We start from the raw sequence: 19,214 nt of genomic DNA, 5'->3' as shown, positions 1-19,214 counted from the left end.
CTTTTAAACAAACTGTTGACGTCGAGTTCACGCCGAAATTAGGCTGTTCCGCATGACGGAAGACGCTTTCCGTCAGCAGTTACCCGTACGGAAGGTCACCATGTCGAAGCGCACGCTGACGACCGAGTCCGGCGCCCCGGTCGCCGACAACCAGAACTCCGCCACCGCCGGCGTCGGTGGCCCGCTCCTGATCCAGGACCAGCAGCTCCTGGAGAAGCTCGCCCGCTTCAACCGCGAGCGCATCCCGGAGCGCGTCGTGCACGCCCGCGGCTCGGGCGCGTACGGCTACTTCGAGGTGACCGACGACGTCACCGCGTACACCAGCGCGGCGTTCCTGAACACCGTCGGCAAGAAGACCGAGACCTTCCTGCGCTTCTCCACCGTGGCCGACTCCCTCGGTGGCGCGGACGCCGTCCGCGACCCGCGCGGCTTCGCGCTCAAGTTCTACACCGAAGAGGGCAACTACGACCTCGTCGGCAACAACACCCCGGTGTTCTTCATCAAGGACCCGATCAAGTTCCCCGACTTCATCCACTCCCAGAAGCGCGACCCCTTCACGGGCAAGCAGGAGCCGGACAACGTCTGGGACTTCTGGGCGCACGCCCCCGAGGCCACGCACCAGATCACCTGGCTGATGGGTGACCGCGGCATCCCGGCCTCCTACCGCCACATGAACGGCTACGGCTCCCACACCTACCAGTGGACCAACGCCCAGGGCGAGGCCTTCTTCGTCAAGTACCACTTCAAGACGAACCAGGGCATCCGCTGCCTCTCGGGCGAGCAGGCCGCCGAGCTCGTCGGCCAGGACGCCAACTCGCACCAGACCGACCTGCTCCAGGCGATCGAGCGCGGCGTGAACCCGAGCTGGACCCTCTACGTCCAGATCATGCCCGCCGCCGAGGCCGCGGACTACCGCTTCAACCCGTTCGACCTCACCAAGGTGTGGCCGCACGCCGACTACCCGCTGCAGCGCGTGGGCCGCCTGGTCCTCGACCGCAACCCGGACAACGTCTTCGCCGAGGTCGAGCAGTCCGCCTTCTCCCCGAACAACTTCGTCCCGGGCATCACCGCCTCGCCGGACAAGATGCTCCAGGGCCGCCTGTTCGCGTACGCCGACGCCCAGCGCTACCGCCTCGGCGTGAACCACACCCAGCTGCCGGTCAACGCCCCGAAGGCGACGAAGGCCGACAACTACGGCCGCGACGGCGTCATGGCGCTGCGCAACGGCTCGCGCCACGACAAGAACTACGAGCCCAACTCGTACCAGGGCCCCGCCGAGACCGGCATAGCCCTCGGTGCCCCGAAGGCCGTCTCCGGCTACACGGGCACCCACGAGGCCCCGGCCCACACCAAGGACGACGACTTCTTCCAGGCCGGTGAGCTCTACCGCCTGATGTCGGAGGCCGAGAAGCAGCGCCTGGTGGCGAACATCGCCGGCGGCCTGTCTCAGGTCACCCTCGAGGACGTCATCGAGAAGAACCTGGCTCACTTCCACGCCGCGGACGCCGACTACGGCCGCCGCGTCGAGGAGGCCGTCCGCGCCCTGCGCGACGCCTGAGCCGACAAGCTGCACCGGGGGCCTGACGGGAGGTCAGGTCCCGGGTGCCGAGCCCGCACCGCGGACCCGGATGAGGGGTGGTACGCGGTGGGGGCAGGACGAGGACCGTGGCGGGCGAGCGAGCCAGTGCGGTGGTAATGGGTTCCGAGGCCCGTCTCTTGACCTGAGGGAGACGACGCCGGAGTTCTCGTCGCCCGACCGCCACGGTCCCAGCCACTCCTCTGTACAGAGGGGCCACGCACAGGGCCCCCTCCGTATGGAGGAGAACCTTCCGACTCCGCCCGGCGGTGCGAACGTCCTGTCGCGCCAGCCTCGCTCCGTCGGGCGGTAACAACCAGAGAGCCGAGTCACGGACGGTCCCGTGACTCGGCTCTTTGCCGTTCACCCCACCGAGCGGGCCGCCGTCCGGATCAGGTCCAGGACCGCCTCGGGCCGGGACAGCATGGGGGTGTGCGAGGACTCGACCTCGGCGACGGTGGCCCCCATCCGCTGAGCGCAGAACCGCTGGAGCTCCGGGTTGACCGCGTGGTCCCGCGTGGCGACGAGGAACCAGCTGGGCCGGGTCCGCCAGGCCGGCTCGTCGAGCCTGGAGCCCAGGACCTCCGCGCGCGGGGCGCCCTGCGTCGCCCACACCAGCTGCTGCTCCGCCTGGGGCAGGTCCCCGCAGAAGTGGGAGATGCCGTCACGGGCGATCCAGATGCGCCCGTCCTCGTTGTCCAGGTGGGAGAAGAGCGGCGGCGGGTCGAACTTCCCGATCAGCTCCTCGGGGGACTCGCCGGCGTCCGGACCCAGGGCGGCGACGTAGACGAGCCCCTTCACCCGCTCGTCCGTACCGGCGGCGGTGATGACGTACCCGCCCCAGGAGTGCCCCACGAGGACGGCCGGCGCGCTGACGCGCCCCAGGGCACGGTGGACGGCGTCCACGTCCCCTTCCAGGGAGTCCAGGGTGTTCTGCGCGGAGACGACCTCGTGGCCCTCGCTCTGGAGGACCGGGATCAGCTTGCTGTAACAGGACCCGTCGGCCCACAGCCCGTGGGCGAAGACGATGCTCGGCTTGCTCGGCGACATGTACGTGCTCCTCCGGTAGGACGACCGCGCCCCGCACGGACTCCACAGCCCGCCGGCCACCCCCAGCAGTCCACACCAGTCCCCGCCGCCCCGCATCCCGACGGCCCCCTCACTCACGCCCACGGGCCCCGTACCCCCCAACGCCCCGCGGCCCCCGCCCCTCCGGGTGGAGGAACGGGGGCCGCGGGGTGCGTACGGGGTGTGATCAGACCTGGAGGGCCTTGATCGCGGTCGGGGCGTGGCCCGGCTCGGTCGCGAGCTCTTCGAACTCGGTGACGTCGCTCATGTCGACCGTCTTGCTCATCGCGATGTTGGTGACGCGCTCCAGGATGGCCTCGACGACGACCGGGACCTGGAACTCCTGCGCCAGCTTCTTGGCCTCCTCGAAGGCCTCGCCCAGCTTGTCCGGGTCGGTGACGCGGATGGCCTTGACGCCCAGGCCCTCGGCGACCTTGACGTGGTCGACGCCGTAGACGCCGATCTCCGGGGTGTTGATGTTCTCGAACTCGAGGTTGACCTCGAAGTTGATGCCGAGGCCGCCCTGCGCCTGGCGGATCAGGCCCAGGTAGGCGTTGTTCACGAGGACGTGGACGTAGGGGACCTTGTGCTGGGCGGCGACCGCCAGCTCCTCGATCATGAACTGGAAGTCGTAGTCGCCGGAGAGGGCGACGACCGGGACGTCCGGCTGCGCGGTGGCGGCGCCGATGGCGGCCGGGATGGTCCAGCCGAGGGGGCCGGCCTGGCCGCAGTTGACCCAGTGGCGCGGCTTGTAGACGTGCAGGAACTGCGCGGCCGCGATCTGGGAGAGGCCGATGGTGGTGACGTAGCGGGTCTCCGGGCCGAACGCCTTGTTCATCTCCTCGTAGACGCGCTGCGGCTTCATGGGGATGTTCTCGAAGTGCGTACGGCGCTGCAGGGTGGCCTTGCGCTCCTGCGCGGAGGCGGCCCAGGCGGAGAAGTCGGGGAGCTTGCCCTCGGCCTTCCACTCCTTGGCGACCTCGATGAAGAGCTCCAGGGCGACCTTGGCGTCGGAGGCGATGCCGAAGTCGGGGGCGAAGATCTTGCCCAGCTGGGTGGGCTCGATGTCGACGTGGACGAACTTGCGGCCCTTGGTGTAGGCGTCCAGGTTGTAACCGGTGTGACGGTTGGCCCAGCGGTTGCCGATGCCGATGACCGTGTCCGACTCCAGGAACGTGGCGTTGCCGTAGCGGTGCGCGGTCTGGACGCCGACCATGCCGGCGGCCAGCTCGTGGTCGTCCGGGATGGTGCCCCAGCCCATGAGGGTGGAGATGACCGGGATGCCCGTCAGCTCGGCGAACTCGACCAGCAGGTCGGAGGCGTCGGCGTTGATGATGCCGCCGCCGGCGACGATCAGCGGGCGCTCGGCCTCCAGCAGGAAGCCCAGGGCCTTCTCGGCCTGGGCGCGGCTGGCCTGCGGCTTGTAGACCGGCAGCGGGGTGTAGGTCTCGGGGTCGAACTCGATCTCGGTCAGCTGGACGTCGATCGGCAGGTCGATCAGGACCGGACCCGGACGGCCGGAGCGCATCAGGTGGAAGGCCTGCTGGAAGACGCCGGGGACCTGCGCGGCCTCCAGGACCGTGGTGGCGGCCTTGGTGACGGGCTTGGCGATGGTGGCGATGTCGACGGCCTGGAAGTCCTCCTTGTGGAGCTTCGAGACCGGAGCCTGACCGGTGATGCAGAGGATCGGGATCGAGTCCGCGATGGCGGAGTACAGGCCGGTGATCATGTCGGTGCCGGCCGGGCCCGAGGTACCGATGCAGACGCCGATGTTGCCCGCCTGGGCACGGGTGTAGCCCTCGGCCATGTGCGAGGCGCCCTCGACGTGGCGGGCCAGCGTGTGCGCGATGCCGCCCACGTTCTTGAGCTCGCGGTAGAACGGGTTGATCGCAGCACCGGGCACGCCGAACGCTTGTTCGACACCCTCGAGCTTGAGGATCTCAACTGCGGCAGCGGCGGCTGTCATACGAGGCATCAGGTTCTCCTGCGGGTCTGGCGGTCAGACTTTTTCCGTCATCCGGAATTTTTGTTCTGCTATACGGAACAAGCTAAGGCGCGACTTCGCGCACGTCAAGGCGCCGAGGCACCCCCGAACCCACCAAAAGCCGCATTGCGTTCGGTGAGTTGTACAAATGACCGGGCCCGGAGCCGGATCGGCGTGAATCGGCCGGTCCTCGTCCCGCCGGGGTCGCCGGTGGTGGAGCATGGAGCCACGCACAGCGACGGAGGGGGTCCAGGTCTCATGGCGGAAGCGGTACCGGTGCGCTGTCCTTCGTGCCGGCGCGAGAACGGTTACAGCGTCCCGGTCTATCCCTGCGCCTGCGGGAGCCCGGTCGCACCGCCCCTGGACCTGGCCGCCCCGGCCGTCCCCCTCACGCACCGCAACTGGTCGGAGGCCTGGGTGACCGTGCGCTGCGCGGCCTGCGGGCGGGAGAGCGAGTGGCCGCACCCGGAGGTCGGCTGCGGCTCCTGCGGGACGGTAGTACGGGTGCCCGTGCATCCGGTGGAGCGGCCGCCGGCGGACCGGCCGGCCGGGGAGGCCGGGGAGGCCGGGGCGTCTGCCGGGGACACCGGCGCGTCGGGCGGGGGCGCGGCAGCGGGCGCGCGGGACGGCGTACGGCGGGACGCGGGGCGGGCGGAGCCCGGCGACGGTGCGGGTGGCCCGGGCGACCCGGAGGGTGCGGGCGGCGCCGGGCCCCGGACGGGCGCCCCCGCCACCGGGCAGCCCGCGGTGTCGCGGCCGGCGTTCCGGCCCGTGACCATCCGTACCGCGCGGGACGCGGTGGTCACCGCCGCGCTGTACCTGCGCTGGCTCGGCTTCCAGGACGTGCGCCAGCCCGACCAGGTCCCGATCCCGTCGGCGGTGGTGGACCTGCGGGCGCCCGGGGTGGTGGCGCAGGTGGACCCGACCACGGCGCCGGCCGGGCTGCGGGCGGTGGAATGCGTGTGGCTGAACGGCCTGACGGCCTCCGCGACCAGCGTCTACTTCTCCCTGGCCGGGTACACCGAGGAGGCTCGGAGCCGGGCGGACGACCTGGGGATACCGCTGTTCGTGATGGACCTGACGGGCATGCCGCAGCCGGTCAACGACCCGGCGGACCGGCTGGTGGGAATGGGGGCCTAGGCTCTGGGGCTGTTGATGTCCGTATCGACGTTCGACGTCTCGGACGCCATCGTGAACACCGTCCCGACGCCCCTTCCCCCGCCGAGGAGAGCCCGATGAGCCTGTACGACATCCCGCTGACGACCCTGGACGACGAGCCCACCAGCCTGGCGGCCCACCGGGGCAAGGCCATCCTCCTGGTGAACACCGCCTCCCAGTGCGGGCTCACCCCCCAGTACTCGGGACTGGCCCGGCTGCAGTTCAAGTACGAGGAGAAGGGCTTCACCGTCATCGGTGTGCCCTGCAACCAGTTCGGCGGGCAGGAGCCGGGCACCGCGGAGGACATCCAGACCTTCTGCGCGGCCGGCTTCGGCGTGACCTTCCCGATGCTGGAGAAGTCCGAGGTGAACGGCGAGAACCGGCACCCCCTCTACCAGGAGCTGGTGAAGACCCCGGACGCCGAGGGTGAGGCGGGGGACATCCAGTGGAACTTCGAGAAGTTCCTGATCTCCCCCGCCGGCGAGGTCGTCGCGCGCTTCCGCCCGCGCACCGAGCCCGAGGCCCCCGAGGTCATCGCCGCGATCGAGGCGCAGCTGCCGGGCTGAGGCCCCTGGGCCGCGCAGGCCGCAGGCCCGTGGGCCTCGGGCGCGTGGGCCTCGGGCGCGTGGGCCTCGGGCGCGTGGGCCTCGGGCCGGTACGCCTCGGGCCGGTACGCCCGTAGGCCCGTACGCCGTACCTAGCCCAGGTCGGCCTCGTCGTACTCGCGCGTCGAGCCGGCCGCGGTGAGCTCCCGCAGCTCGACCCGGCGGATCTTGCCGGAGACGGTCTTGGGAAGCTCGGCGAACTCGATGCGCCGGATCCGCTTGTAGGGGGAGAGGACCGCCCGGGAGTGCTCGAAGAGCGCCCGGGCGGTCTCCTCGCCGGGCTCCCAGCCGGCGGCGAGGGTGACGTACGCCTTCGGCACCGCCAGGCGGAGCTCGTCGGGGGCGGGGACGACGGCCGCCTCGGCCACGGCCTCGTGCTCCAGGAGGGCGCTCTCCAGCTCGAACGGGCTGATCTTGTAGTCGGAGGCCTTGAAGACGTCGTCGGCGCGGCCCACGTAGGTGAGGTAGCCGTCGGCGTCGCGGGAGGCGATGTCGCCGGTCCGGTAGAGGCCGTCGGCCATGGCCTCGGCGGTGCGCTCGGGATCGTCGCGGTAGCCGGTCATCACCCCGGCGGGGGCATGGCGCAGGTCCACGCACAGCTCTCCCTCGACGGGGGACTCCTTGCCGGTGACGGCGTCCAGCAGGACGATCTCGTACCCGGGCGCGGGGCGGCCCATGGACCCGGGCTTCACCTCGGCGCCGGGGAAGTTCCCGACCTGGAGGGTGGTCTCGGTCTGGCCGAAGCCGTCGCGGATGGTGATGCCCCAGGCGTCCCGGACCCGTTCGATCACCTCGGGGTTCAGCGGCTCGCCGGCGGCGACGGCCTCGCGCGGGGGCTTGTGCAGCTTGGTGAGGTCGGACTGGATCAGCATCCGCCAGACGGTGGGCGGGGCGCAGAAGGTGGTGACGCCGCCGCGGTCCATCTCGGCCATGAGGCGCTCGGCGTCGAAGCGGGTGTAGTTGTGGACGAAGACGGTCGCGCCCGCGTTCCAGGGGGCGAAGATGTTGGACCAGGCGTGCTTGGCCCAGCCGGGCGAGGCGATGTTGAGGTGGACGTCGCCGGGGCGCAGCCCGAGCCAGTACATGGTGGACAGGTGTCCGATCGGGTACGAGGCGTGCGTGTGCTCGACCAGCTTGGGGCTGGCGGTGGTGCCCGAGGTGAAGTAGAGCATCAGGGGGTCGGTGGCGAGGGTGACGCCGTCCGGGGTGAAGTCGCAGTCGGTGGCGTACATGTCCTCCAGCCGCCGCCACCCGGTGGGGACCTCGGTCCCGGCGGCGACGCGGGTGTAGGTGCCGGGAACCTCGTCGAACTTGTGGGTGTCCTCGGCGCGGGCGATGACGTGGCGTACCCGGCCGCGGTCGACCCGGTCGCGCAGGTCGGCGGGGCCGAGCAGCGGGGTGGCGGGGATGACGACGGCGCGCAGCTTCATCGCGCCGAGCATCACCTCCCACAGCTCTCTCTGGTTGCCGAGCATGACGAGGATCCGGTCGCCGGCGGCGACGCCCTGGGCGCGGAGCCAGTTGGCGGCGGAGTCCGACCGGTTCGCCATCTCCCCGAAGGAGACGGACCGACTGGTGCCGTCCTCCTCGACGATGCGCAGGGCGTCGGCGCCGTTGCCCGTCGCGATGTGGTCGAACCAGTCGAGGGCCCAGTTGAAGCGCTCGGGGCGGGGCCAGGTGAAGCCGGCGTGGGCGGCGTCGTACTTCCCGCGGTGTTCGAGCAGGAAGTCCCGCGCGGCCTGGAAGCTTTCGGTGGCGCTGTTCTCCGTCATGAGAGGCATCGTGCCGCGCCGGGAGGGACCTCCACCAGGGCGGCGTCAGCCGTGGATTGACCCGAAGCGGACGGGCCCGGGCGCGCCGCCCATCGCGGCGAGCAGGGCTTCGCCCTCGGCGACGATCTCTTCCTTCTCCTGCTTCTCCTCCTTCCCCGGCCGTGTCCGCGTACCGAAGAGCTCGACGGTCAGGCGCGGCCGTCCGCCGGCGTCGTCGATGCGCCAGAGGCCGGCGAGGAACCCGTCGACGAGGAGGGTGCAGTGGGCCTGGTTCCCGGTCCAGCTGCGGCCCTTGGCCTGCGGGGGGATCACGCGGGAGCGGTCGGCGTGGGAGAGCAGCAGGTTGTCGAACTCGGGGAGGAAGCGGGGCGGCGCCGGGGTGCCGGCGTCGGGGCGGGGCGCGTCGGGCAGGTCGAAGAGCTCGATGCCGTTCTCGTCGCGGAAGGCGGCCAGCCGCGGGCGCAGCCGCTCGAAGGCCTCGCGCAGCCGGGTGAGCCCGGCCCAGGTCTGCATGTCCTTGACGGAGGCGGGCCCGAAGGCACCCAGGTAGCGCAGCACGACGTCGTCGACGCCGTCCGACGCGCGCTCCTGCGGGGTCTCCCCCACCCAGGCCTCCACCGTCGTCAGCCGCACCTGCCCGCTGCGGCCCCACACCCCGCGCGGGGTGACCTGCACGAGCGGGAGCAGGCAGCGGGCGGCGACGGCCAGCGCCTGCGGGTCGGCGGAGGGCCACTCCAGCAGCAGCTCCTCGCGGATCTCCCCCATGGTGCGCGGCTCGGCCTCGACGAAGGCCCGGGCGCGCCGGGCGAGCCGTTCCAGGTCCACGCCGACGAGCCCCTTGCGGAAGTAGCCGACCTCCCGGTCGCGGGCCCCCTGCACGAGCGGCCGCAGTCCCAGCGCGTCCCGGACGGTGTGGGTGTGGATGGTGGACCGCATGGTCACCATCCGGACGACCTTCCGCTCCTCCATCAGCCGGGCCAACGCCTCCGGCCGGAACCCGGCGAGCCGGGCGTGGAGCTGGAAGTACGGGGGTTTCACGTTCTGCGCCTGGAGTCCGAGCAGGTGCGCGACGGCGTCCTCGGGGGACATCTCGGCGCGGCTCAGCAGCAGCTGGCGGGCGAGCGTGGCACGGTTCAGCGCGCGGGTGTCGAGCACGGGATTCGTCCTGGAAGCCATACCGGCAACCTATCCCCGATAGCGGACACCCCCTGTCCGCAACGACCCGACCGGCAATTCTGCCGAACCACCCAACCGCCGCCCCTCCCGCGGTCGGTCCGCGTCAACGCTCCAGGACGACGTCGAGGTGCTCTTGCACCCGCTCGAACAGGCGGTACGGGATGTATCCGGAGATCTCGGCGAGGGCCGCCCAAGCGCGTTCACTGCGGCTCGGCCCCGGTCCGGAGGAGCGGGGTGAGCAGATCGACCGCTTCCTCCCACGGGAAGCGGTCGGCCCCGCCGCCGGACTTCGGGCGGTGGGGCTCGTAGCTGCCGATCAGCACGCCCATCTCGCGGAGCTCGTCGATACTGCGCCGGTAGGCCCGGTGGGCGGCGAGCGCGGTGTTCACATAGGGCAGCAGGACCGTGGGGATGCCCATGCCGGGGGCTTCGCAGAGGATGCCGAGCGCGAGGTTGTCGGCGAAGCCGGCGGCCCACTTGTTGACCGTGTTGAACGTGGCCGGCGCGACCGCGATGGCATCGGCCCGCGGGTAGGTCCGCGCCTCGCCGGGCGAGCGCCAGGCGGACCGGACCGGGTACCCGGTCCGCCCCTCGATCGCCCAAGCGTCGAGGAACTCGAGACCCTGTGGTCGGCGGGGCGGCGTACGTCCTGGGCGGCGCAGGTCTCGGCGATCCGCCGGGCCCGGTAGACGTCGACGAGGTGGCCCCTGCTGTGCGTAGGGGCGGGCGGGTTACACCCACAGTGCGGTTCGGCTGTCGGGTACCGGGTTGTGGCGCAGCGCGACCGGGTGACCGGAACCTCACAGGACCACCCCGTTCAACCACATCTTCCGCTTCCTCTTTGCCCTCTGGGCAGCAGATGAGCCGCGACCACGCCACTGTCTTGAAGGGGCCGCCACTCAGCGAGCAGGCTGTTCCCGCAAATGGGACAAGACCTCCGCGACCGACAGGTCGTAGTGGTCCTTGTCTCCTTCCCAGCGGGCCATGACCGCGACCGCCGCATCGGCCATATCCGCAGGCAACCCGGCGGCGCGGAGCGTTTCGGCGATGTCCTCCATCTCCGGAGCCCAGCGCCAGGCGCGTGCGGCCACGCTGGGCAGGTATCCAGGGGCCGAGAGGATGTTGGACGCCATCACCTGTGCCTCGGCCGTGAGCTCGTCCCCGACGCCATGAGCATGGGCCAGCGCGTGGGCCACGCCGGCGAGGGTTCGGGCGGCCTTCTGGTAACTGGCGAACGCCATCTTCAGCGCGGAGGCTGAGCCGATGCCGCCGCTCGCGCGGCGGACGAGCAATGCGGTGTCCTTGAACACGGGCTGCACCGTGTCCACGGCCTGGGCTTCGCCCGCGAGGTAGAAACGAGCAGCCCGCCGGCCACCGGGCGGCGGGCCGAAGATCGCACCGTCGAGGACCATGGCGCCCGGCCTGATCTCCTCCGCGATGCGCTGCATTCGCTGGGGGTTGATCGCGTTGGCGTCGACGTACACCCCGGCGAAGGCGTGGCCGGCGACCTTGGTCGCCACGTCTTCGGCGGCCTGCGGAGGACAGATCGACAGGACGATCTCACTCCTCTCCAGCGCCTCGTCGAGCGAGTCGCACGCGGTGGCGCCGACTTCGTTCGCGCGTCGGTGGGTGGCGTCGCTCCGGCCTTCCGGCACCCACAGCACCTCGTGGCCTGCCTTGACCGCCTGGGCGGCGACGGCCGCACCCATGGCGCCCGGATTCAGGAGGGTCAAGGTCGTCACTGATTGCCTCCTGGCGGGAGCTGAGCGGGCATGCGTTCCTTATGGGCAATGATCACCTCACGCAGGCCGATCGTGGCAGGTGATCCGGCTGCGCGTTCACGAGCAGGGCATGGCGTTTGTGCTGAGCGCGCTACCGCCCGGCAAGGCCATGGGAAGAGTCCGACGCCGGCTGGTATCGGTCGAGGTTGGCGCGGACTCGGTTGAGGTAGGGCTGAATGCTTCGGAGTTCGGCGCCCTGAAGTTGTACTCGCCAGGTCGAGATTCGGTAGCCGGCGGCGAGGTTGAGGGCCCGGTCACCTGGGATGCTTTCGAGTTCGGGGGCTATCGCACACAGCATCCTGCCCACGGCGGGGATGGAGTCCTCGGGGCTGAAGGGCGGCTTGGGGATGGCTTTCTGCTTGGCGGGCGGCAGGTAGTAGCGGAGGACTCGGGGTGTCCAGCGGGCGATGCCGTACTCGTCCTTGGCCGGGTCGCTCAGCAGGGGGTCGAATTCGCTCTCCGCCTCGAGTATGGCGGCCACCAGGGCGGGCGTGACCTGCGGGACGTCGCACATGGTCCCGGCCTCGACGATCAGGTGCCGATACTGCCGGGGAATGCCCGCGTCGGTTCGCAACCACCGTCCGTCATCACGCAGTCGGACCTCCACCATGGCGGCAGGCATGTCGGGCAGCCGGTCCGCTGCCTGGGCGCCCTTCGATGGCACGGAGTCGCCGGAGGCGAACACGCCGAGCATCACGACAGCCGTCGCCAAGGCCGCGGCAGGGCCGGCGAGCTTGCGCAACACCCGCCACCGCGACTTCGACTGCTGCGGAGAATCGCGTGTCTCGACCTGGGCGTTGGGCGTCGACGGCGAGGAGACCGAAGGTGGGCTGGTGGAGAGGACGTGCGTGTGGATGCGGCGCTGTTCCCATTCTTCCGGGTCGCCGCCGCAGGCGTTGACGAAGGCCGCCAGCACGGCGGCGCTGGGCAGGCGTTGACCGGCAGCCGCGGACGCCAGCGTGGAGGCCGAGAAGTGGGTCCGGGCGGCGAGTTGGCGGTAGGACGGGCTACCCGCCCGCCGCCTGAGGTCGCGCAAGTCGTGGGCGAATCGGACCACAGGCCCCTGCTCGGGGTCCAGCGGCTGCTCTTGGCGTCCCACCTCTCGTTCCTTTCTCTCCTTGGAGCGTCCGGAAAGCCGTTGTCCGGCGATTGTCCGGTGTCTGTCCGACGAGGCCGGCGGGCCGGGACACGCGGCGCGATGCCGGTTTGAATGTGCGCGGCGCACGGCTGGCGACGGTGAGGGGCCCGGGCGTCCGTACGCCGCGAGGCCTTGCGCCCCGGGAGCGCAAAAACCGACCCCGGCCACCACCGGTACGGGGCGGAGCCCTGACGTGAAGGAAGACCTCGGTTGCGACATGCATGAGCACATCCAACCGGCGCGTGTTCGATCCGGATCCGGTTTCGAGCCGATCGAACCTGTGCGGTACTTCACAGTCGCCGTACCTGCCCGCGTCGTCCGCGACCGGCGGCCGAGCCGCCCCTTGTCGCAACTCGATATCCATCCCAGTGAGATTCAGAGGTTCTTTCCGTGTCGAATCCGAATTCGTCTTATCCGAACTCCTCAGCGGGCGCGGAATGGAGGCCGAAGCGTGGTATGCGGTGGCAGCGCTACAAGGTGACGCGCCCGGCCTCCTCGCAGGACCTGGCGGGACTGTGGGGGGCGATCGTCGCCGTGGTGGCGCTCGCTCTGTTCCTTGGCTGGGCGCTCGACATGAAGGGCGGAGCGGTGATCGTCTTCGCGATCCCACTCATCTCGTCCTGGTTCGACTCCCGGCGGCTCCTGTTCTACTTCAACACCGCCCTGGTGCGGATCGGCAATGTGATACTGCCGTGGAGCGATGTCACTCAGTTCGTCGTGGTGATCCCCCCGGACGGTGAACGCGCCCTGATCGGGGTCCGGTTGCGGCCGGGCATGACGCTGCCCGCCGGAGCGACCGTACCGCCGCCGAACCCGGCCATGCCGGCACCGCTGTACGTATCCGCGCAACGGCACAAGGTCGATGTGGCCAAGATGGTCGACAAGGCACGCAAGTACGGCCCGCCGCACATCCAGATCGTGGTCGCCGAGCCGTCTGGCGAACGCGTCGTCTCCTGAGAGCCCGTCATCGGTTACCTGCGCCCGTCCGGGTCCGTCATCACCCATGACGGAGCGGATCCGAGGAAGGTGGCACCATGTCCGACACCGGCCCCACGGCCTCGATGGTCGAGGCGTTCGAGTCTCAGCGTGACCGGCTGCGCGCGGTCGCCCACCGCATGCTCGGGTCACAGGCCGACGCCGAGGACGTGGTCCAGGAGGCGTGGCTGCGCCTCTCCCGCCAGGACACGGCGAGCATCTACAACCTCGGCGGCTGGCTGACCACCGTGGTGGGACGGATCAGCCTTGATGTCCTGCGATCGCGGCAGGCCCGTCCCGAGGCGTCCTACGACGACCGGCTGCCCGAGCTCGTGGTGACGCTCGACGATGCCGCCGCGCCGGAGGAGGACGCGGTGCTCGCCGACTCGGTCGGGCTCGCGCTCCTCGTCGTCCTCGAATCACTCCGGCCCGACGAGCGGCTGGCGTTCGTGCTGCACGACCTCTTCGCCGTGCCGTTCGACGAGATCGGCCAGATCCTCGGCAAGTCCACCGCCGCCGCCAAGATGCTGGCCAGCCGCGCCCGCAGGAAGGTGCGGGCGACCGAGCGTCCGGCCGGCGGCGGGCGGGGGCAGAGAGAGGTGGTCCAGGCCTTCTTGGCGGCGGCCCGCGGCGGCGAGTTCGAGGCGCTGCTGCGGCTGCTCGACCCCGAGGTGAGGCTGACCGTCGACACCCCCGACGGCGTGGTCGTCGTCCTCGGCGCCACCAAGGTCGCCGCCGGCGCGCGGCTGGCCGCCGGTGCGGCCGCGTTGGGGCGGGCTGCGCTCGTCAACGGTCTGCCCGGGGTCGTTTCCTGGCGGGAGGACGGCTCCCCGCTCTCGGTCCTCGCCTTCACCGTCGTCGACGGGCGGATCACGGACATCACGGCTGTGACCGACCCGGCCAAGCTCGCTCTGACGGACCTGCCGGACCCGCTGTGAGCGGGGCGAGGCGCGGTCCGGCGGCGCAGCGCCGCGCCGGACCGCGCCGGTGGTCAGGGGCGTCAGCCGTTGCCGCGGGGTGCGCGGGCGCGCTCACGGAGGGAGATGCGGTTGCCGTCCGGGTCCGCCGTCTCGATGCGGACGCCGAAGCCGTAGTCCTCCGGCTCCGGCTCGTCGAAGATCACCCCGCGGTCCCGGAACACCCTGAAGTCCGCGCGCAGGTCGTCCGACTCCAGGATGACGGGTCCGGGCGCGGCGCCCGGCGCCGTCGGCCGGCCCGCGGCGGCGGGGTCCTCCCACAGGAGGAGCTCGACGGGGGTGCCGGGAAGGCCGACGGTGAGAAAGCGCCCACCGGGGTTGGGGTAGTCGATGCGCTTCTCCAGGCCGAGTTGCTCGGTGTAGAACCGCAGGGCGCGGTCCTGGTCGGTGACGTAGAGCGTCACGTACATGATGTCGGTGAGCATCGTGGGGTCCTTCCGTCCGCGGTCTGTGTCACCTCACTGACGGACCCCGGCGGACGAAGGTAACGGGCGGGCGGACCGTGCGAGCGGTGACCGCGGTCCTCTGCACCCCCGGCTTGGACGGCACCGCTACGGCATGGGCTTCGAAGCCCCGTTCACGAGACCGACAGGATCACCGGGCCGCCCTCCCCGTCGATCCGTCGTGTCCAGCCCGGCGGGAGGTGGAGGGAGCGGGACGGGGGGACGTGGGTGGGGAAGCGGTGGTGCCAGAGGGGGCGGCCGTCCTGGTGGGCCTGGAGGAGGGGGGTCGTGAGGGGGGTCGTGGCGCGGAGGAGGAGGGGGCGGGTGGCCGGGGTGGGGAGGTGGTTCGGGGTGATCCAGGTGAGGGGGGACTCGGGGAGCAGGCGGGGGCCGGGGGTGGGCCAGGGGGTGCCGGTGAGGTGGGCGAGGACGGCCGGGGCCGCGGCGGTGCCCTCGGCCGCCGCGGTGGCGGCGGGTTCGGCGCCGTGGAGGGCGTTGCCGATGGCGAAGACGCCCGGGGTGGTGGTGCGGAAGGCGGGGTCCACGCACGGGCCCCGGGTGCCCGGGTCCAGGGTGATGCCGCCGCGGCGGGCCAGTTCGTGGTCGGGGATCCAGTCGCCGGTGAAGACCACCGTGTCGCAGGCGATGACCCCCGCCCGGCCGTCCTGGTGGCGTACGGCGACGCCCGTGAGGCGGCCCCGGCCGTGGAGGGCGGTCACGGTGGTGCGGGTGAGGAGGGGGACTCCGGGGAGGGCGGTGCCGCGCGGGTGTTCCGTGAGCATCGCCACGGCCTGCGTTCCCGCGCGGCGGAGGGCGCGTGCCGCGTGGCGGGACACCGGTTCGGCTCCCACCAGTACGGCCCGGCGGCCCACCGGTTGGGCGTACGCGTGGAGCGACCGCTGGAGTTCGCCGGTGGTGAGGACGCCCGCCGGGCGGGTTCCCGGGACGAGGCGGGCGCTGCGGGGGCGTTCCCGGGCGCCGGTGGCGAGGACGACGGCCCGGGCGGTGATCCGTTCCAGCCCGGCGGGGCTCGTGGTCTCCAGGGTCAGCGGTCCCGCCCAGCCGGTGGCGGTGACGCCGGTGCGCAGGGCCGCTCCGGCGTCCAGGGCGGCCGTGACCGCGCGGCGTGCGTACTCCGGGCCGTGCAGCCAGGGCCGCGGGGGGCTGCCGAAGCCGCCGTGGTGACAGTGGCGGGGTACGCCGCCGGGCTGCTGGTCGCGTTCCAGGACCTCGACCCGGCCGGCGCCCGCGCGGGCGGCCCGGGCGGCGAGGGCCAGCCCGGCCGGGCCCGCCCCGATGACGAGTACGTCCACCCGTCGGTCGGTGGTGTTCACGGGCGGGCCTTCGACTCGAGCAGGGCGCGGACCTCGGCCCCGCAGTGGAAGCCCTGGCAGCGGCCGGCCCGGGCGCGGGTGCGGCGGCGCAGGCCGTCGAGCGAGCCGGGCGGGACGGTGGAGGCGAGCGCGTCGCGGATCTCCCCGCGGGTCACGCGCTCGCAGTGGCAGACGATCCGGCCGTACTCGGGGTCCGAGGCGATCAGTTCGGCGTCGCGGTAGGGGCGGGGGAACGCCTCGCCCAGGTTCGGCATGCGGAGCGGTTCGAGGTCCTCGGCACCGGAGGTCGGCAGGCCGCCCTCCGCGAGGAGGTCCACGACGTGGGCGGCGATGGCCATCGAGGCCGTCAGGCCGGTCGAGCGGATGCCGCCCACGGTGACGTACCGCTGGGCGGGGTGGGCGCGGATCGCGTAGTCCTCGGAGCCGGTGGCGGCCCGCAGTCCCGCGTACACGGCGGTGACCTCCTCGTCGAGGAGGGCGGGCAGGACCCGCCGGCCCTTCTCCCGCAGCAGGGCGAGGCCTTCGGCGGTCGATCCGGTGGCCGTCTTGTCGTCGAGGTCCTCGGCGGTGGGGCCCAGCATGACCTTGCCGTGCACGGTCGGCGTCACCAGGACCCCCTTGCCGAGTGCGCCCGGCACCGGCAGCAGGATGTGGCGTACGAGGTCCCGTGCGAGCGCGTCGAAGACGACGAGCTGGCCGCGCCGGGGCGTCACGGTGAAGTCGTCGTGGCCGAGCAGCCGGTCGATCTCGTCGGCGTACAGGCCGGCCGCGTTGACCAGGTGCCGGGTGCGCAGTGGCCCGCGGCCGGTGGCCAGCAGGTGCGGGTCGCCGGAAGTGACGGCGTCGACGCGGCAGTTGAGGTGGAGGTCGACGCCCGCGCGGACGGCCTGGGTGGCGTACGCGAGGGTGGTCGTCCAGGGGCAGATGACGGACTCGCCGGGTACGTCGAGGGCGCCCAGGACTCCGGGGCCGAGGTGCGGCTCGCGGGACCGGACCTCCTCGGCGGTGACGATGCGGGCGTCGTGGTAGCCGTTGCGCCCGGCCTTGGCGGCGAGCGAGGGGAGCGCGGCGTGCTGTTCGCCGTCCCAGGCGACGAGGAGCGCCCCGAGCGGCTCGACGGGGATGCCGTTCTCGGCGGCGTACGCGGCCAGGCGCCGGCTGCCGTCGCGGACGAGCCGGGACTCCAGGGAGCCGGGGACGGCGTCGAAGCCGGTGTGCAGGATGGCGGTGTTGGCTTTGGAGGTGCCGTCGCCGACGTCGTCGGAGGCGTCGAGCAGGGCGATCCGCAGCGGGAGCCGGGCCAGTTCGCGGGCGATGGCCGAGCCGACGACGCCGGCGCCGATGACGGTGACGTCGTACGCGCCGCCGGGCAGGGCGCCGCGGGTGGTGACGCTCACGCGGGGCCGTCGAGCAGGGCGGCGACCGCCGTGCGGAAGCGGGCCCGGCGTTCGGCGGCTTCGTCGGCGCCGGCCCTGGGTTCGTAGACGGCGGCCGGCTTCCACTGCGGGACGGCGTCGCGGACGGTGAGGGCGGGGTCGAGGCCGAGGCGGGCGACCGCGCCGACGCCGAGGGCGGTGGCGTCGGGCAGGGCCGACACCTCCACCGGTATCCGGAGCAGGTCGGCCTGGGCCTGCATGAGCAGGGCGGAGCGGGTGAGGCCGCCGTCGACGCGCAGGGTGGTGAGCGGGGTGCCGAGGTCGGCGGCCGCCGCGTCGGCGAGTTCGGCGACCTGGGCGGCGATGCCGTCGCACAGGGCGTGCACCAGGTGTCCGGCGGTGGTGCCGAGGCCGAGGCCGGTGACGGAGCCGCGCAGGTCGCCCCGCCACCAGGGGGCGGCGAGTCCGGCGAGGGCGGGGACGAAGGTGACGCCGCCGGAGTCCGGGACGCCGGCGCCGACGGTGTCGAGGTCCCCGGCGCCGGAGATCACGCCGAGGTCGGTGAGCCAGCGCACGGCGGAGGCGGCCGTGTACACCTGGCCGTCGAGGCAGTAGCTGGTGCGGCCGCCGATCCGCCAGGCCACGCAGCCGACGAGTCCGGTGGTGCTGCGGCGCGGCCGGGACCCGGTCTGGGCGAGGAGGAACGCCCCTGTGCCGTAGGTGCACTTGGCGGTGCCGGGGGCGGTGACGCTCTGGGCGAGGAGGGCGGCCTGCTGGTCGACGAGCAGCCCGGTCAGCGGCAGTTCGGGGCCGAAGGCGGTGGTGGTGCCGACGCGGGTGTCCGCGTCGACGACCTCGGGCAGCGCCTCGCCGTCGAGGCCGAAGGCTCCGAGGGCTTCCGGCGACCAGCCGAGGGTGTCGAGGTCGAGCAGCTGGGTGCGGCCGGCGGTCGCGGCGTCGGTGACGAACGCGCCGGTGAGGCGGTGCACCAGCCAGGCGTCGCTGGTGGTGACCACGCCGCGCCGCGTCAGGTGGCGGCGTATCCAGGCCATCTTGGGCGCGGCGAAGTAGGGGTCGAGCGGCAGTCCGGTGCGCTCGCGCAGCATCTCGGCGTGCGGGGCCAGTTCGGTGCACAGGCCGGCGGCGCGCCGGTCCTGCCAGACGATCGCGTCGGTCAGCGGCTCGCCGTCGGCGGGGTCCCAGGCGAGTACGGTCTCGCCCTGGTTGGCCAGGCCCACGGCCGCCACGGGCTCGCCGGCGGCGGCCAGCGCGGCCCGTCCGGCGTCGACGACGGAGTCCAGCAGTTCGGCCGGGTCCACCTCCACGCGGCCGTCCGGCAGGTGGCGGGGGCGTACGGGGGCGGAGGCCGAGCCGATGATCCCGCGGTCGGGGCACAGGACGAGGGCCTTGGTCCCCGAGGTGCCTTGGTCCACTGCGAGCACCGGGCCCGTCATCACCACTCCGCTCCGTCCGCATGCCGGCAGGTCCGCCGGTCGGAAGCCTCCACCAGCGCAGGACGCCCGTCAAGATCCTTCCGCTCCTCCCCCGTCCCGGCTGACGGACAATCACCTCTGCGGAGTGGCTTGAAACTTGCCATCGAAAAAGTTTCCGGGTGAGATCCGCCGCACCCGCTCTATAGTGATCGCCGATCAACGGGCGGTAACGGGGCCGCCCGTGGCTCAACTGCGGGGGTCCGCCGAACAGTCAGCTCATGGTTCACGCATCCCTGGGGCTGGCCCGACTCCGCCGGTGCGGCGATCGGACGCCAGACGGACCGACCCGTCCCTCCATGCGATCCGAGGACCGATGACCACGATGACCGCAGTACGCGCCGGCTCCGGCCGCACCTCG

The 19,214-nt window shown here is 72.1% G+C and carries 15 protein-coding genes and 1 pseudogene; 5 read left to right on the top strand and 11 right to left on the bottom strand.

The genetic code is table 11. The features are described from left to right. Positions 1-100: 100 nt before the first annotated feature. The gene (locus D1J60_RS28490) at positions 101-1,558 is read left to right on the top strand and encodes a catalase (RefSeq protein ID WP_125605315.1); all 1,458 of its coding nucleotides are present in this window, start codon (positions 101-103) and stop codon (positions 1,556-1,558) included. A gap of 381 nt (positions 1,559-1,939) precedes the next feature. Here D1J60_RS28490 and D1J60_RS28485 read toward each other — a convergent pair whose 3' ends face one another. Together D1J60_RS28485 and gcl are read right to left on the bottom strand one after the other, a co-directional pair. Then, complete coding sequence (locus D1J60_RS28485) at positions 1,940-2,626, bottom strand: alpha/beta hydrolase (protein ID WP_125823024.1); 687 nt, start codon at positions 2,624-2,626, stop codon at positions 1,940-1,942. Positions 2,627-2,831: 205 nt separating this feature from the next. Continuing rightward, the gene (gcl, locus tag D1J60_RS28480; RefSeq protein ID WP_125823023.1) at positions 2,832-4,619 is read right to left on the bottom strand and encodes a glyoxylate carboligase; all 1,788 of its coding nucleotides are present in this window, start codon (positions 4,617-4,619) and stop codon (positions 2,832-2,834) included. 267 nt (positions 4,620-4,886) lie between these two features. On the opposite strand from gcl, the gene D1J60_RS28475 reads away from it, so the two are divergent. Then, the gene (locus D1J60_RS28475) at positions 4,887-5,768 is read left to right on the top strand and encodes a hypothetical protein (RefSeq protein ID WP_125823022.1); all 882 of its coding nucleotides are present in this window, start codon (positions 4,887-4,889) and stop codon (positions 5,766-5,768) included. A gap of 95 nt (positions 5,769-5,863) precedes the next feature. Then, positions 5,864-6,352 (top strand): glutathione peroxidase, encoded by a 489-nt coding sequence (locus tag D1J60_RS28470; protein ID WP_125817995.1) that lies wholly within the window; start codon positions 5,864-5,866, stop codon positions 6,350-6,352. A gap of 131 nt (positions 6,353-6,483) precedes the next feature. On the opposite strand, the gene D1J60_RS28465 is transcribed toward D1J60_RS28470, so the two are convergent. The 5 genes and pseudogenes from D1J60_RS28465 to D1J60_RS38230 all read right to left on the bottom strand — a co-directional run bounded on the left by D1J60_RS28465 (position 6,484) and on the right by D1J60_RS38230 (position 12,219). Continuing rightward, positions 6,484-8,163 (bottom strand): AMP-binding protein, encoded by a 1,680-nt coding sequence (locus D1J60_RS28465; RefSeq protein WP_125823021.1) that lies wholly within the window; start codon positions 8,161-8,163, stop codon positions 6,484-6,486. A 45-nt stretch (positions 8,164-8,208) separates the two neighbouring features. Next, entirely contained in the window at positions 8,209-9,339 is a 1,131-nt protein-coding gene (locus D1J60_RS28460; protein WP_125823020.1) for a winged helix DNA-binding domain-containing protein, read from the bottom strand. Positions 9,340-9,539: 200 nt separating this feature from the next. Beyond that, positions 9,540-9,968 (bottom strand): annotated as a pseudogene (locus D1J60_RS28455) (flavoprotein); the annotation flags it as partial. A 270-nt stretch (positions 9,969-10,238) separates the two neighbouring features. Beyond that, positions 10,239-11,081 (bottom strand): NAD(P)-dependent oxidoreductase, encoded by an 843-nt coding sequence (locus D1J60_RS28450; protein WP_125823018.1) that lies wholly within the window; start codon positions 11,079-11,081, stop codon positions 10,239-10,241. 130 nt (positions 11,082-11,211) lie between these two features. Then, entirely contained in the window at positions 11,212-12,219 is a 1,008-nt protein-coding gene (locus D1J60_RS38230) for a helix-turn-helix domain-containing protein (protein WP_241253422.1), read from the bottom strand. A gap of 495 nt (positions 12,220-12,714) precedes the next feature. Between D1J60_RS38230 and D1J60_RS28440 the strand changes: the two genes are divergently transcribed. After that, the gene (locus D1J60_RS28440; protein ID WP_241253421.1) at positions 12,715-13,215 is read left to right on the top strand and encodes a hypothetical protein; all 501 of its coding nucleotides are present in this window, start codon (positions 12,715-12,717) and stop codon (positions 13,213-13,215) included. 77 nt (positions 13,216-13,292) lie between these two features. Further along, on the top strand, positions 13,293-14,171 hold the full coding sequence (locus tag D1J60_RS28435; RefSeq protein WP_125823016.1) for a sigma-70 family RNA polymerase sigma factor: 879 nt from the start codon (positions 13,293-13,295) through the stop codon (positions 14,169-14,171). 62 nt (positions 14,172-14,233) lie between these two features. On the opposite strand, the gene D1J60_RS28430 is transcribed toward D1J60_RS28435, so the two are convergent. The 4 genes from D1J60_RS28430 to D1J60_RS28415 all read right to left on the bottom strand — a co-directional run bounded on the left by D1J60_RS28430 (position 14,234) and on the right by D1J60_RS28415 (position 18,817). After that, positions 14,234-14,635: a VOC family protein gene (locus tag D1J60_RS28430; protein ID WP_125823015.1), complete on the bottom strand. Its 402-nt coding sequence runs from the start codon at positions 14,633-14,635 to the stop codon at positions 14,234-14,236. A gap of 152 nt (positions 14,636-14,787) precedes the next feature. After that, positions 14,788-15,987, bottom strand: coding sequence for an FAD-dependent oxidoreductase (locus D1J60_RS28425; protein ID WP_125823014.1), 1,200 nt, complete (start codon positions 15,985-15,987; stop codon positions 14,788-14,790). Next, positions 15,984-17,384 (bottom strand): FAD-dependent oxidoreductase, encoded by a 1,401-nt coding sequence (locus D1J60_RS28420; protein ID WP_125823013.1) that lies wholly within the window; start codon positions 17,382-17,384, stop codon positions 15,984-15,986. The genes D1J60_RS28425 and D1J60_RS28420 overlap by 4 nt, the downstream gene beginning before the upstream one ends. Then, entirely contained in the window at positions 17,381-18,817 is a 1,437-nt protein-coding gene (locus D1J60_RS28415; protein ID WP_125823012.1) for an FGGY family carbohydrate kinase, read from the bottom strand. The genes D1J60_RS28420 and D1J60_RS28415 overlap by 4 nt, the downstream gene beginning before the upstream one ends. Between the last annotated feature and the right edge of the window lie 397 nt (positions 18,818-19,214).

It is taken from the genome of Streptomyces sp. W1SF4 (assembly GCF_003950035.1).
GTDB lineage: Bacteria > Actinomycetota > Actinomycetes > Streptomycetales > Streptomycetaceae > Streptomyces > Streptomyces racemochromogenes.
This window is presented reverse-complemented; position numbering and strand designations above follow the sequence as displayed.